General features: G+C 72.6%; 13 protein-coding genes. 7 read left to right on the forward strand and 6 right to left on the reverse strand.

Annotation, left to right across the window (positions count from 1 at the left end):
• Nucleotides 1-757 precede the first annotated feature (757 nt).
• Entirely contained in the window at nucleotides 758-1,639 is an 882-nt protein-coding gene (locus B0E54_RS27065; RefSeq protein WP_234589016.1) for a GNAT family N-acetyltransferase, read from the forward strand.
• Here B0E54_RS27065 and B0E54_RS27070 read toward each other — a convergent pair.
• Together B0E54_RS27070 and B0E54_RS27075 are read right to left on the reverse strand one after the other, a co-directional pair.
• Nucleotides 1,602-2,252: a futalosine hydrolase gene (locus B0E54_RS27070; protein ID WP_234589019.1), complete on the reverse strand. Its 651-nt coding sequence runs from the start codon at nucleotides 2,250-2,252 to the stop codon at nucleotides 1,602-1,604. The two genes, B0E54_RS27065 and B0E54_RS27070, sit on opposite strands and share 38 nt — an antisense overlap.
• A complete protein-coding gene (locus tag B0E54_RS27075) occupies nucleotides 2,249-3,847 on the reverse strand; it encodes an MFS transporter (RefSeq protein ID WP_234589021.1) in 1,599 nt (532 codons plus the stop codon). The genes B0E54_RS27070 and B0E54_RS27075 overlap by 4 nt, the downstream gene beginning before the upstream one ends.
• Between B0E54_RS27075 and B0E54_RS27080 the strand changes: the two genes are divergently transcribed.
• Nucleotides 3,846-4,775, forward strand: coding sequence for a DUF3027 domain-containing protein (locus tag B0E54_RS27080; RefSeq protein ID WP_234589023.1), 930 nt, complete (start codon nucleotides 3,846-3,848; stop codon nucleotides 4,773-4,775). The two genes, B0E54_RS27075 and B0E54_RS27080, sit on opposite strands and share 2 nt — an antisense overlap.
• Before the next feature lie 28 nt (nucleotides 4,776-4,803).
• Here the strand turns inward: B0E54_RS27080 and B0E54_RS27085 are convergent, their stop codons facing one another.
• Entirely contained in the window at nucleotides 4,804-5,049 is a 246-nt protein-coding gene (locus tag B0E54_RS27085; RefSeq protein WP_234589025.1) for a DUF2530 domain-containing protein, read from the reverse strand.
• A gap of 88 nt (nucleotides 5,050-5,137) precedes the next feature.
• Between B0E54_RS27085 and B0E54_RS27090 the strand changes: the two genes are divergently transcribed.
• The 5 genes from B0E54_RS27090 to thpR all read left to right on the forward strand — a co-directional run bounded on the left by B0E54_RS27090 (nucleotide 5,138) and on the right by thpR (nucleotide 9,772).
• Entirely contained in the window at nucleotides 5,138-6,616 is a 1,479-nt protein-coding gene (locus B0E54_RS27090; RefSeq protein ID WP_234589052.1) for an NCS2 family permease, read from the forward strand.
• Nucleotides 6,617-6,730: 114 nt separating this feature from the next.
• Nucleotides 6,731-7,180: a MarR family winged helix-turn-helix transcriptional regulator gene (locus tag B0E54_RS27095; protein ID WP_234589027.1), complete on the forward strand. Its 450-nt coding sequence runs from the start codon at nucleotides 6,731-6,733 to the stop codon at nucleotides 7,178-7,180.
• Between the two features lie 70 nt (nucleotides 7,181-7,250).
• A complete protein-coding gene (locus B0E54_RS27100) occupies nucleotides 7,251-8,534 on the forward strand; it encodes an MFS transporter (protein ID WP_234589029.1) in 1,284 nt (427 codons plus the stop codon).
• Between the two features lie 138 nt (nucleotides 8,535-8,672).
• Nucleotides 8,673-9,182 carry a hypothetical protein gene (locus tag B0E54_RS27105; protein WP_234589030.1) on the forward strand — a complete coding sequence of 170 codons (510 nt, stop codon included), beginning with the start codon at nucleotides 8,673-8,675 and terminating at the stop codon, nucleotides 9,180-9,182.
• 11 nt (nucleotides 9,183-9,193) lie between these two features.
• Entirely contained in the window at nucleotides 9,194-9,772 is a 579-nt protein-coding gene (gene thpR, locus B0E54_RS27110; protein ID WP_234589031.1) for an RNA 2',3'-cyclic phosphodiesterase, read from the forward strand.
• A 121-nt stretch (nucleotides 9,773-9,893) separates the two neighbouring features.
• On the opposite strand, the gene sepH is transcribed toward thpR, so the two are convergent.
• The 3 genes from sepH to B0E54_RS27125 form a co-directional block, all read right to left on the reverse strand.
• Nucleotides 9,894-10,976, reverse strand: coding sequence for a septation protein SepH (sepH, locus tag B0E54_RS27115; RefSeq protein ID WP_234589032.1), 1,083 nt, complete (start codon nucleotides 10,974-10,976; stop codon nucleotides 9,894-9,896).
• Nucleotides 10,977-11,161: 185 nt separating this feature from the next.
• Nucleotides 11,162-12,289: a phosphoserine transaminase gene (serC, locus tag B0E54_RS27120; RefSeq protein ID WP_234589033.1), complete on the reverse strand. Its 1,128-nt coding sequence runs from the start codon at nucleotides 12,287-12,289 to the stop codon at nucleotides 11,162-11,164.
• 268 nt (nucleotides 12,290-12,557) lie between these two features.
• A complete protein-coding gene (locus B0E54_RS27125) occupies nucleotides 12,558-13,664 on the reverse strand; it encodes a citrate synthase 2 (protein WP_234589034.1) in 1,107 nt (368 codons plus the stop codon).
• Nucleotides 13,665-13,786: the final 122 nt, after the last annotated feature.

The raw sequence follows: 13,786 nt of genomic DNA on the forward strand, positions 1-13,786 counted from the left end.
CCCCGCCCCGGCCCGGGCCCGCCCCGCCCCGGCCCGGGCCCGCCCCGCCCCGGCCCGGGCCCGGCCCGGAGCCGGCCTTCCGGCCTCTCGGGCTCTTGGCCTCGGGCTCTCGGCCTCCCGGCGTCCTGGCTTTCCGGCGTCCTGGCCTCTCGGCCTCCCGGCGTCCTGGTCTTCCGGCGTCCTGGCCTCTCGGCCTCCCGGCGAGCGCCGGCGGTGTCCCCGTCGGGCTGGGCGGGGTGCTTCCGTTCAGCTCAGGCGGGGTGCTCGGCCGGCCTCCGGTCGAGGTGGGTGAGGTCACGTCGCGCCCTGTCGAGCTGCCCCACACACGGGGCGAGGTGACCGCCTGCGGCGAGCGGTGGCGGCGGTGGCGCGGGCGGTGAGCGGGCACCGAGGGGCGATCTTGGTGGCTCGTCCCGCCCCATCCAGCCGCCCCATTCATGGGGCAGCTCGACAGGGCCCGACGGACTCGACAGGGCCCGACCGACCCGATCCACGAGGGCACCCACGGCATCCAGGCGCTTGGCTCGGCAGGGCCCGACCCGCTCGGCAGGGCCCCGACGGACTCGGCAGGGCCCCGACGGACTCGGCAGGGCACCGACCGACTCGGCAGGGCACTGACCGACTCGGCAGGGCCTGATGGATTCGACAGGGCCCGACAGAGGGGATACCCACAGCAGGGGTGACGTTGTCCACACGGTTATCCACAGGCGGAAGGAGGCCTGTTGACGGCGTTCGCCGGGCAGAAAACCATGGGTGGGTGACAGTCGGAGGGGATGCGATCGATGTGGGCGCGGCGCTTCGTGATCTTCGTCGGCGTGCCGATCTGAGCCAGCGGGAGTTGGCTGAGCGGGCCGGCGTCCCGAAGAGCACGCTGGCGCGGATCGAGGCCGGCCAGGGTGGCGGGCCAGCCTTTCGAACGGTGGCGCGGCTGGTCGCGGCCGCGGGGGGCGAGCTCGCGCTCCGCCTGCCCGGCGACGAGCCCTCCACCGCGGGCGGCGGGCTGCTGGGTCTGCCGGCCGACGAGCCACGGGACGAGGCTGACCGTCGGTACCCGGCCCACCTCGACGTCCGGCGGGTCCGCACCCTCAGGGACTGGCCGGGCGCCTGGTGGGCGCACTCGTACACGCTCCCGGAGAAGTTGTGGCCGGTGCGGGTTCCGGAGTTGACGTACGACCTGGACCGGAAGCGGCGGGACTTGCGGCGGTGGCGGTCGGAGGCGCGTGCGCGGGTGGTCTTCCGGCGCGCGTCCGACGGGCTGCCGTCCACCTCCTGGCGGTTCCTCGCCGAGGTGCCCGGCGGCGGGCCGGTCGGTGAGCTGCGGGCTCATGAGCGGAGCGTCGATCTGCTCCTGGGCGAGGATCTGGACGACCGGCGTGAGTTGGTGCTGGAAGGTGTGGTCGTTGCCCCGGGCCTGCGGTTGCTTGGCATCGGGCGGCGGCTTGTCGAGCTGTTGGCGGAGGAGATGACACGGGCCGGCATTCGCGCCGCGCACGCGGTCGCCGAGTTGTTCGTCGACCGCGAGTTCCTTCTCGCCTGTGGGTTCGAGCTGCAGGCGACCAGACCGTCGGCGCTGATGCTCGAGGTGTGCGGAGTGCCCGCGGTCAGCGCAGCGCCGGAGCTGCCGTCGTCAGCGCGGTGAGGGCCTCGCGCAGCCGCCAGGCGTCGCGGTCACGGGGGCCGATGGGGTTGGAGATGGTGCGCAGCTCGACGAAGGGCACCCCGGCCTGCGCGGCGGCGACCGCCACCCCGTACCCCTCCATGGCCTCGGCGACCGCCTCCGGATGCCGACGGCGCAGCTCATCAGTGCTGGCGGCGGTGCCGGTGACCGTGCTGACGGTGAGCACCGGGCCGGCCGTAGCCGATGGCAGGGCCGCCCGGAGTGCCGCGAGCAGGCCCGGGTCCGCGGGCACCACGCTGCCTCCGCCGAGCAGTGCGGGCGGCATGCCCAGCTCGTCGATTCCGATGAAGCCGTCGGGTGACTCGGCGCCCAGGTCGGCGGCGACGCTGGCGGTGCCGAGCACCGTGTCGCCGACCGATGCCCGCCCGGTGAAGCCGCCGGCCACGCCGGCGCTGACCACCGCGCGGTACGGGCGACCGGCCGCCTCGGCCAGGGCCAGCAGCCGTGCGGTGGCGGCACCCGCGACCGCCGGGCCCACCCCGACCGGGGCGACGGTGACGCTGGGGTCGGTCAGCCCGGCCCGTACGGCGTCCGCCTCGGCCGGCACCGCCGTCACCACCAGCAGGCCGGTCACGAGAGTGAGCCGGGGGACTCCCGGCGGGTCTCGTCGTCCGCTCCGCCGCCCGGGCCGCCGACGGACGAGGAGGGGCGGTAGATGTGGTAGCCCGGAGGCGCCAGCCCCGGCTCGTCGTGCTGCGGCGAGTGGGCCTGGGTGGGAGCCGGCGAGGTGGGGGCGACGTCCGCAGGCTCGGTCACCGGCTCGTCCTCGGCCAGCTCGTCGTCACCCAGCGGCCGGCCGGCGAGCTTCTCGGCGCGCAGCCGAGCGGCGACCAGCACCCCCCGGACGGCCGCCAGGATGCCCACGCCGGCGGCGACAGCGATGCCGGTGCGGCCGTCGAACGGGACCAGCCCGAGACCACCACCGACGACGAAGGCGAGCATCAGGACCGTCTCGGAGTGGGCGAAGGAACTGGCCCGCAGCCGCTCCGGGATGCGTTCCTGGATCGAGGCGTCCACGGCGAGTTTGGCCACCCCACTGACCAGCGCGGTGACCAGACAGAGCAGGGCCACCATCAGCAGCGAGAACTGGATGACGGCGAGCACCGCCACCCCCGCCACGATGATCATGCTGCTGGACTGGATGGCGGTCGGCCGGTGGATGCGCAACCGGGTGCCGACTGCGGTCGCCAGGAAGCTGCCGACGGCCAGCGCGCCGCCCACCAGGCCCAGCGCCCACTCCGCGCCCAGGTCCCGGCCGAACACGCCGGTGGTCAGGTCACCCTTCTTGATGGCGAAGGCGAGGAACAGCAGCAGGAAGCCGTACACCGCGCGCAGCGTCGCGGCGCCGATCAGGGTGGCGATCACCAGCCGCCCGGCGGGTCGGCCCCGGCCCAGCGGCCGGTCTCCGCGGCGGCTCAGCGCGCGCAGCGCGCGGGGGACCCGCTCCGGTGGCTCCGAGTCCGCCTTCGGCGGCAGCCGCAGGGAGATCACCATGCCGATCAGGAAGATCACCGATGCGACGCGCAGCGGCCACTGCGGCCCGAACCAGAAGGCCGCCAACCCGATCGGGGCCACCAGCGCCCCCGCCACCGTGCCGTAGACGCTGGCCCGTGCGCCCACCTGGGAGAGGCCCAGCCCCTCCGGCAGCAGCCGGGGCACCGCGGCGGACCGGGCCACGCCGTACGCACGCGACAGCGCGAGCACACCGAACGCGGCCGGATAGAGCCCGAAACCGTGGATGTAGTCGGAGATCAGCCAGGCCAGGAACGCTCGACCGAGCATTGTCGCGGCCAGCGCGTACCGCCGGCCGTGCCGGAAGTGGTCCAGCAGCGGGCCCACCACGGGGGCGAGCATCGCGAACGGCACCATGGTCACCAGCAGGTAGAGCGCGACCTTGCTGCGGGCCTCGCCGAGCGGCACGTTGAAGAAGATCGTCCCGGCCAGGCCGATGGCGATCAGTGTGTCGCCCGCGCAGGAGACGGCGTGCAGATCGAACAGGCGGATCATGCCGACCTCGCCGCCGGCGCCCCGCGTCCGGGCCCGACCGGCCCGGCGGGTCACCCAGCGGCCGCTGCCCACCGAACCACGCAGGAGCAGGCGGACGGCCCGGATGCCGGTGCCGACGGTCCGCCCGAGGACGGATCGCCCGGAGCGGGAGTACGGCGGCATGTGCACCATCCTCGCCCATCTGATCCAGGTACGCCGCACCACTGCGGTGAAAGGTTCCCCGGGAGTCCCTGTCACCCCTGCGGGGAGCATGGGGAACAATGGTCGGGTGACCAGGCCCGCCTCCACCCGTGCCGCCCGTCTCGACCAGGTCTGCGCCGCCGCCGTCGAGGTGGCCCGCGCTGGCATCACCGAGGTGGACGCCGACGACGTCGGCGACCACCTGCAGGTCGTGGCCGAGGGTGAACGGCTGGTCACCCACTACTTCGAATGCCGTCTCGCTGGCTATCGCGGCTGGCGCTGGGCGGTCACCGTCACCCGTGTGGCGCGCAGCCGCACGGTGACCATCTGCGAGACGGTGCTGCTGCCCGGCCCGGACGCGCTGCTCGCGCCCGGCTGGCTGCCCTGGCAGGAGCGGCTCAAGCCGGGTGACCTCGGCCCGGGTGACCTGCTGCCGACGTCTCCGGAGGACGAGCGGCTGGTCCCCGGCTATCTGCTCTCCGACGATCCGGCGGTCGAGGAGACCGCTTGGGAGCTGGGTCTCGGCCGGGCGCGGGTCCTCTCCCGGGAGGGCCGTGCCGACGCGGCGCAGCGCTGGTACGACGGCGATCACGGCCCCACGGCGGCCATCTCCACCGCCGCTCCGGCCGCCGCCCGCTGCGGCACCTGCGGCTTCTACCTGCCGCTGGCGGGTGCGATGCGCCAGGCGTTCGGGGCGTGCGGCAACTTCTACGCCCCGGACGACGGCCGGGTGGTCAGCGCCGACCATGGTTGCGGCGCCCACTCCGAGACGCTGATCGAGGCCGCCGAGACCGCGGTGGAGGATCTCCCGACGGTGTACGACGACAGCGCCGTCGAGGCCATGTCGGTCAGCCGTGCACCGGGCTCGGTGGAGGCGGCCGAGCCGGCGGAGCCGTACGGGCACCCCTGAGCGTTCGCGCCGGCGTAGCCCGGTGCGCTCAGTTCGCGCGGCGGCGGCGTCGGTTGGCGTCGTGACGCAGCATGACGGCGAGGCCGGGGAATCCCCACAGGAAACCGGCCAGGCAGGTCCAGAGCCAGTTCTCGTGGTGGTGCTCGGTCAGCCAGCCCCGGAAGAAGACCAGCAGCACCAGCCCGACGACCGCCCAGGCGATCAGCCCGGCGACGGCGAACGGCACCATCGGTGGGTCCAGCGGCGCGGGGCGCGGTGGCTGGTCGTTCGGCATCGGGCAAGCGTACGCGATCCGCTTCCCCTGCCCGTCGGTGATCTGGGACGATGCGCGCGACAACCGGAAGATCACCTGCGAGGACCTGATGGCAGTATTGCCGCCCGAGAACGGCACACCTCCCGACCCCGCTCACCCGCGTAACGGCTTCGACCGGTTCTTCGAGATCTCCGCCCGCGGCTCGACGTTGAGCCGTGAGGTACGCGGTGGCCTGGCGACCTTCTTCACGATGGCGTACATCGTGGTGCTCAATCCTTTGATCCTGGGCGGTGCCGTCGACGGTGACGGCAAGTCCCTCCCGATTCCGGCGCTGGCCGCGGCGACCGCGCTGGTCGCCGGCCTGATGACCATCCTGATGGGTGTGGTTGGCCGGTTCCCGCTGGCACTCGCCGCCGGCCTGGGCGTCAACGCCCTGGTGGCGTACGAGATCGCCCCCGAGATGACCTGGGCCGACGCGATGGGCCTGGTGGTGATCGAGGGTGTGATCATCGCCGTGCTGGTGCTCACCGGCCTGCGTACCGCGGTGTTCCGCGCGGTCCCCACGCAGATGAAGACGGCGATCGGCGTCGGTATCGGCCTCTTCCTGACCATCATCGGCCTGGTGGACGCCGGCTTCGTCCGGCGGATCCCGGACGTCGCGAACACCACCGTGCCGGTCGGCCTGGGCATCGGCGGCAAGCTGGTGAGCTGGCCGCTGCTGGTCTTCGTGGTGGGCCTGCTGCTCACGTTGGTGCTGGTGGTGCGCCGGGTGAAGGGCGCGATCCTGATCGGGATCCTGACCTCCACAGTGCTGGCCGTCATCGTCGAGGCGATCGCCAACATCGGCCCGTCGTTCGTCGACGGGAAGCCCAACCCGAAGGGCTGGGCGCTGAACGTGCCGGAGCTGCCCAAGACGGTGGTGGACGTGCCGGACCTGTCGCTGCTCGGCAAGTTCAACGTGCTCGACTCGTGGGGCCGGGCCGGCTGGGTGGTCGTGCTGATGTTCGTCTTCACCCTGTTGATCACGGACTTCTTCGACACCATGGGCACGATGGTGGCGGTCGGTCAGGAGGGTGGCCTGCTCGACGAGCGGGGCACCCCGCCGAAGGCCAAGGAGATCCTGCTTGTCGACTCGATCGCGGCGGCGGCCGGTGGTGCGGCCAGCACCTCCAGCAACACGTCGTACATCGAGAGTGCCGCAGGTGTCGGGGAGGGTGCCCGGACCGGCGTGGCCAGCCTGGTCACCGGCGTTCTCTTCCTGCTGGCGATGTTCCTGGCGCCGCTGGTGGTGATCGTGCCGTTCGAGGCGGCGTCGACGGCCCTGGTGGTGGTCGGTTTCCTGATGATGACCGCGGTACGGACGATCGACTGGTCCGACTACGAGATCGCCATTCCGGCGTTCCTCACCATCGTGCTGATGCCGTTCACCTACTCGATCTCCAACGGGATCGGCGCCGGTCTGATCACCTTCGTGGTGGTCAAGCTGGCGCGGGGTAAGGCCCGGGAGATCCACCCGCTGCTGTACGGGGTGGCCGTGCTCTTCGTGCTGTACTTCCTGCGCGGGCCCATCGAGTCGCTGGTGCTCTGAGGCCGTCCGGGCGGGGGGTCGATCGTGATTCCCCGCCCGGAGCAGCACAAACATCCTCGTGAGCCTGGTCATAACTGATGTCGTTAGCCAGGCTCATTAGTTAAGCTAACTAACGTGATGGAGCGGACGGTGACGGCGGAACGCGTGCCACCGGCGCAGCTGGCTCCCCAGTTGCGAGATGCGATCACCCGACTCAACCGGCGGGTCCGACGGGCCCGGCCGGTCGGCGACCTCACGGTCACCCAGGTCTCCGCGCTCACCAGCCTGCGGCTGGCGGGCGCGATGACGCCCCGGGAACTGGCCGAGGTCGAACGGGTGCAGCCACCGACGATGACCAAGATCGTCGCGAAGTTGGAGGACCGCGGCCTCGTGCGGCGGACCCCCCATCCGACCGACGGTCGGCAGGTCATCCTCGCGGCGACCGAAGGAGGGCAGGCCGTGCTCGACCAGTTCGAGCGGGCCCGCGACGAATGGCTGGCCCACTGGCTGGCCGCGCTCGACGAGGACCAACGGGAGACCCTGCACAGGGCCGCCGAGATTCTCCAGCAGCTCGCTCGCGCCTGAGCCCGCGCGCGCCACTCCGGCCGTGCCGTCACCTGTCGATGACGCGTACGTCCGAGGAGGCGCACCAAGAGTGCAGGCCAAGCTGAGCACGATGTTCCAGTCCCTACAGGTCCGCAACTACCGGCTCTTCGCAACCGGACAACTGATCAAGCTGATCGGTGTCTGGATGATGTTCATCGCCCAGGACTGGCTCGTCCTCGACCTCTCCGACAACTCGGCGACCGCGCTCGGCGTGGTGACCGCGTGTCAGTTCACCCCGGTGCTGCTGCTCACCCTGTTCTCCGGCCGGCTCGCCGACCGCTACGACAAGCGGGTGCTGCTCTTCGCCGCCAACGCCTTCTGGACGGTGCTGGCGCTCGGTATGTCCGTGCTGGTCCTCACCGACCTGGTGCAGCTCTGGCACGTCTTCGCGTTCGCCGCGCTACTCGGCACCGCCAACGCCGTGGAGACCCCGGTCCGTCAGGCGTTCGTCTCCGAACTGGTCGGCACGCCGCTGCTGCCCAACGCGTTGTCGCTGAACGCCGCCGTGTTCAACTCGGCGCGGATCGTCGGCCCGGCGGTCGCCGGCCTGGCGATCGCCGCCTTCGACGTGGGCCCGGTGTTCCTCTTCACCGCGCTCAGTTCGATCGCGCCGCTGGTCAACGTGGTCCGGATGCGGACGAGCGAACTGCACCGCGACGCGCTCCCACCGCGCGACGAGCGGGCGTCCGCGAAGGTCGTCGACGGGCTGCGATACGTGTGGCGCCGCCCGGACCTGCTGTTGCCGATGGCGGTCATGTCGGTGATCGGCATGTCACTGTTCAACTTCCAGCTCACCCTCGCCGCGCTGGCCAAGACGGTCTTCCACACCGGTGCCGCCTCGTTCGGCCTGTTCAGCACGGCGCTGGCGGTCGGCGCGCTCGGCGGGGCTCTCAGCGGCACCGGCCGACGCAGTCGTCCCTCGGTGTGGCTGGTGCTCGGCGCCGCGGTCGCGTGCGCCAGCTTCGGCACCCTGGTCGGCTTCGCGGGGACGTACTGGCTGGTCGTGGCCCTGCTCGTGCCCACCGGCTTCTTCATGGTCTTCTTCGCGCAGGCCGCCAACCAGCGCGTGCAGCTCGGGGTGGACGCCGCCTTCCGGGGACGGGTGATGGCCCTGTGGGTGCTGGTGTTCCTGGGCACCAACCCGGTCGGCGCACCGCTCATCGGCTGGATCGCCGAGCGCTTCGGCGCCGGGGCGAGCATCTGGATGGGCGGGCTGGTCTCGCTGGCCACCGCGCTGATCGCGCTCACCTGGCAACTGCGCCGCTCCGGTGCGCGACTGCGCTTCCGGGTGCTGCCCATGCCCCGCTTCTACGTGACCTCCGCCGACTGCTGAGCTATGCGAAGGGCCCCTTCCCGTTGGAACGGGGCCCTTCGTGCACGCTCGGCAAACCTGGGGAAGTCCCGATCGGCGGATAGCGCGGATGCAGCCAAATCGCTGGCGAGGTGGCACGACGGGGCTTAGCGTCGATATGTGGGAGTCGAACGCGCGCTGATGCTTGCCCTGGCGTTCCTCGCCGTGGCCAGCCTCCCGGCGGCGTTCGCCCTGCTCTTCTGCGCCGACGAGATCATCGACCGGGTTGTCTGCGGCTGGTCCGAGTGGCGCGAGAGCCGGCGGGAGCGCCGCACCATCGCCCGCCTCGACCGGGCCATCGAAGCCGACGCGCTGACCCGCGACATCGACCTCAGCGAGTTCGACCGCACCGACCGTCGCCCGTTGGAGCAGCTCGCCGCCGACCTGCGTCGCCTCGGTGGGCAGCGGCTCGGCGGCACCGGCCGGTCGATGGTCTGGCACGGCGCGGTCGTCCAGGCGTACGACGACCGGCTCCGGCTGGCCTGCCGCGCCCTCGGGATCACCGAGCACCTCACCGAGTTGTCCGGCGTCGACCAGGAGATCGAACGGGTACGGGTGGAGGGCGTCCTGCACGCCGCCGGTCTGACCCTGCCGGCGGCCCGGGCCGGGCACCGGCAACGGCACCGCTGACCGGCCGGTCGGTGCGGCTCTTCGTCGCGGTCTACCCGCCCATGGAGGCGGTCACCCACCTCGGCGCACGGGTGGCCCGTCTGCGCGTCGCGGCGGCGGCCGCCGCGGGCGTCCGGGTCCGGCTCGCCGACCCGGTGAACCTGCACCTCACCCTGACCTTCCTCGGTGACGTCGAGGCCGCCCGGCTGGCCGAGGTGCAGGGCGCGCTCGGGCTCGCCGCGCTGTGGTTCCGCGACGGCCGGGACACCCCGCCCCGGCTGAGTCTCGGCGGCGGCGGGGTGTTCGGCGACGGCCGGCACACAGTGCTCTGGGTGGATGCTCGCGGCGACGTCGAGGCGCTGCACGATCTGGCCCGACTGATCCGGGATCGGCTGCGCCGCGCCGGGCTGGCGTACGACGACAAGCCGTTCCGCCCGCACCTGACCGTGGCCCGGCCCGGCGACCGGGTCGAGCCGGCAGCCGTCGACGCCGATCGGGCCGCCCTGGATGCCTATCAGGGACCCCAGTGGTCGGCCGACGAACTGGTGCTCGTCCGCAGCCACCAAGGGCCGGAGCCGCGCTACGAGCGCCTGGCCGCCTGGGCGCTGTGACGATCCACTCCGGATCGCCGATGTCGGGGCGTCAACCGCACGGGACACCGCGACATCGACGATCTCGGGAGCGGACCACCGTGAGTCGACGGGGCCGTCCGCCGCCCTCCGACGTCGAGCGTCAGGAGGACTCGCGGGCGGCCGGGCCGCTGCCGAAGAGCACGTCGTCCCAGCTCGGCAGGCGCTTGCGCGGCTTGCCGCTGGCGTCGGTGGACTCGCCACCGGCCGCCGCGGCGGCCGTGCCGGTCCGGCGGGGCCGCAGCACCGCCAGCGACGGAACGGCCGGGACCTCCTTGGGCGCGTCCGAGTCGTCGTCGAAGGCCGAGCCCTGGCCACCGCCGAGCAGCGCGGCGGCACCGCCGCCGACCGGCCGCTGCCGGGGCGCGTCCGACCCGGCCAGAGCAGCCGGGGTACGTGGTTCCAGCCCACGCCCCGACGACGCGCCGAGGGGACGGTCCAGCGAGGCGAGCAGGGCGTCCCGACCGGCCCGGATCGGGTCCCGACCCGGACGCGGGTGCTCGGACGCGGCCGGCAACCCGTGCCCACCACGACTCGGCTCACCACGCGACGGGCCGGGCAGGCCGTGCCCACCCCGCTCCGGCGCCGGCTCCTGGCCGAGGATCGGCGTGGGTCGCTCGGCGCACAGGTACTGCGCCATGTCGTCGTGCGGCGTGACCGCCTGCCGGGTCTTGTCGAGATCCCAGATGGCCTGCGCGGTGGCCTTGCCGGACGGCCAGGTGGCGATGATCCGCCAGGTGCCGTCCTCACGCCGGTACGCGTCCCAGGAGATCTTCTCGGTGTCGATGCCGTGCTGGCTGAGCCGGCCGTTGACCACCTCGGCGAGCGGGGTCGGCTTCTCCGCGCCCTTGAGTCGGGTGCGACGGGCGTGCTGGGCGAGCATCGCCCGCTCCTGAAGCACCGGGCCGGCGTAGCGCAGGACCCGGTCGACGGGCACCCCGGCGATCCGCGCGACGTCCTCGGCGGACTCACCGGAACGGATGCGGGCCTGGATGTCGCGAGGGGACAGCGAGGGAATCGGATCGGCGGCCGTGGGCGCCACCGCGAGCGGCGGAGCGCCGGGCTCCGCGTGCAACGCGCCGGCGATCCGCTCGTCGATCGGAAGGGCGAGCAGGCGCCCGACCTCGTCGGCGAGCACAAGAGCATGGCCGTCCTCGGAGAGGGCGACGAAGCGTACTGGGCGCATAGCGTTGCCTCCGTCCCGCTTCGCTGGCCGCACGCCACGAGTCGGCCACCCAGGCGTCTCGGACCACCGTACGCGCATCTGTCTCGGGGTGGGGGAAGCGACACCCCGCATGTCGCGACTGAGCTGCGGCGATGATCACGGTGGGTGTCCATCGAGGCCCCGACGGACACCCACCGTGACGATGCTCAGAGGCGCTCGACGACGTAGTCGATCGACGCGGTCAGCGCCTCGACATCGGCCGGCTCGACGGCCGGGAACAGGGCCACCCGCAACTGGTTGCGGCCGAGCTTGCGGTACGGCTCGGTGTCGACGATGCCGTTGGCGCGCAGCGCCTTGGCGATGGCGGTGGCGTCCACCCCGTCGGCGAAGTCGATGGTCGCGACCACGTTGGACCGCAGCGCCGGGTCGGTGACGAACGGGGTGGCCACCGTGGACCGCTCCGCCCAGCCGTACACCGTGGCGGCGCTCTCCGCCGTGCGCTTGGCCGCCCAGGACAGACCGCCCTGCGCGTTCATCCAGTCGGTCTGCTCGGCCGCGAGGAAGATGGTGGCCAGCGCCGGGGTGTTGTACGTCTGCTCCAGCCGCGAGTTGTCGATCGCGGTCACCAGGTCCAGGAAGGCCGGGATGTAGCGCCCCGACGCCTTGATCTCGGCGGCCCGGTCCAGCGCGGCCGGCGACATCAGGGCCAGCCAGAGGCCGCCGTCGGAGCCGAAGCACTTCTGCGGCGCGAAGTAGTAGACGTCGGTCTCGCCGACGTTGACCTCCAGGCCACCGGCGCCCGAGGTGGCATCGACCAGGAGCAGCGAGCCCTCGTCCGCACCGGCCACCCGGCTGATCGGCACGGCCACGCCGGTCGAGGTCTCGTTCTGCGGCGTCGCGTACACGTCCACGCCGGCCTCGGCGACCAGGGCCGGCGCGCTGCCCGCAGCGGCCTTGCGGACGGTCGGCTCACCCAGGAACGGAGCGTCGGAGACCGACTTGGCGAACTTCGCGCCGAACTCGCCGAAGCTGGCGAACTGGGCACGATCGCGGACGAGGCCGAAGGTGGCGACCTCCCAGAACGCCGTGGTGCCGCCGTTGCCGATCACGACCTCGTAGCCCTCGGGCAGCGAGAAGAACTCGGCGATGCCGGAGCGCAGCCGGGCCACCTGGTCGCGGACCGTCTTCTGCCGGTGCGACGTGCCCAGGTAGCTGGTCGCCACCTCGGCGAGCGCGGACACGGCCGCCGGACGGACCTTGGACGGGCCGCAGCCGAAACGTCCGTCGGCGGGCTTGATCTCGTCGGGAATCCGGATGATCGGTGCGTCAGCCACGGTCTTGAGGGTCCTTCCGCATGGGCGAGGGCGGGCTCGGCGCGGACCGGCGGCGGGGCGCGTACGCGGGCGCACGGCGGCCGGGATCCGTACCGGCGATCCGGCGACACTGCCGACCCTCATCCTCGCACCCGGTCCGGGCCGGGGAAGTCGGGGTCCCGAGGGCCGGCCTGAGTCCTTCGCCACACCGGGGGGTCGATCGCCCGGCGGGGCGTACGGAAAGGGCCCCTCCGGACGTGGGGACGTCCGAAGGGGCCCTCGATGCCGGTCAGACGCCGTGGGGGATGGCGCTCCAGCCCTCGACGTCGCTGGGCTTGCGGGTGTTCGGGCCGACGTAGCGGGCGGACGGGCGGACCAGCCGCTGCAGGCGCTTCTGCTCCAGGATGTGCGCGCTCCAGCCGCCCATCCGGGCGCAGGTGAACATCGAGGTGAACATGTGGGCCGGCACCTCGGCGAAGTCCAGCACCACTGCCGACCAGAACTCGACGTTGGTGGCCAGCACCCGGTCCGGGCGGCGGGCCTGAAGCTCGGCGAGGGCGGCCTTCTCCAGCGCCTCGGCGATCTCGAAGCGCGGTGCGCCCAGCTCCTTGGCGGTGCGCCGGAGCACGCGGGCGCGCGGGTCCTCGGCGCGGTAGACGCGGTGACCGAAGCCCATCAGCCGCTCGCCGCGGTCCAGGACACCCTTGACGTAGCCCTCCGCGTCGCCGCTGCGCTCCACGGCCTCCAGCATGCTGAGCACGCGGGACGGAGCGCCGCCGTGCAGCGGCCCGGAGAGGGCGCCGATGCCCGACGAGATGCAGGCCGCCGCGTCCGCCCCGGTGGAGGCGACGATGCGGGCGGTGAAGGTGGAGGCGTTCAGGCCGTGCTCGGCGGCCGAGATGAAGTACGCGTCGACGGCCTTGACGTGCCGCGGGTCGGGCTCGCCCCGCCAGCGCTTCATGAACCGCTCGACGATGGTCTGCGCCTTGTCGATCTCCTTCTGCGGCACCGCCGGCAGGCCGAGACCACGGGCGGACTGCGCGACGAACGAGAGCGCGGTCACCGACACCCGGGCGAGGTCCTCGCGGGCTTGCTCGTCGGAGATGTCCAGCAGCTGGCTGAGCCCCCAGTACGGCGCCAGCATCGCGACCGCCGACTGCACGTCGACCCGGATGTCGCCGGAGTGCACCGGCACCGGGAACGGCTCCGCCGGCGGCAGGCCCGGCCCGAACCGGCCGTCGACCAGGAGCGCCCACACGTTGCCGAACGAGACCTGGCCGATCAGATCCTCGATGTCGACCCCGCGATAGCGCAGCGCGCCACCCTCGCGGTCGGGTTCGGCGATCTCGGTCTCGAAGGCTACGACGCCCTCCAGACCGGGTTTGAAATCGGCCATGTCGCTCTCCTGGATCTGGTCGGTGCGCCTGATCAGCTGAGCCGGCCCGGTCGGCCGGGCGCCTTAGGCGACCCTCAGGGATGTGTTCGGAACATCTTGCCTGCTGCGTAACCGGATATGCG

It is taken from the genome of Micromonospora sp. MH99, from assembly GCF_021442385.1.
Taxonomy (GTDB): Bacteria; Actinomycetota; Actinomycetes; order Mycobacteriales; family Micromonosporaceae; genus Micromonospora.

What these genes read in the sequence shown, in the direction of transcription:
- B0E54_RS27085 (WP_234589025.1), bottom strand. Translation starts at nt 5,049, where the DNA reads ATGCCGAACGACCAGCCACCGCGCCCCGCGCCGCTGGACCCACCGATG.
- B0E54_RS27090 (WP_234589052.1), top strand. Translation starts at nt 5,138, where the DNA reads ATGGCAGTATTGCCGCCCGAGAACGGCACACCTCCCGACCCCGCTCAC.
- B0E54_RS27080 (WP_234589023.1), top strand. Translation starts at nt 3,846, where the DNA reads ATGTGCACCATCCTCGCCCATCTGATCCAGGTACGCCGCACCACTGCG.
- B0E54_RS27125 (WP_234589034.1), bottom strand. Translation starts at nt 13,664, where the DNA reads ATGGCCGATTTCAAACCCGGTCTGGAGGGCGTCGTAGCCTTCGAGACC.
- B0E54_RS27075 (WP_234589021.1), bottom strand. Translation starts at nt 3,847, where the DNA reads ATGCCGCCGTACTCCCGCTCCGGGCGATCCGTCCTCGGGCGGACCGTC.
- sepH (WP_234589032.1), bottom strand. Translation starts at nt 10,976, where the DNA reads ATGCGCCCAGTACGCTTCGTCGCCCTCTCCGAGGACGGCCATGCTCTT.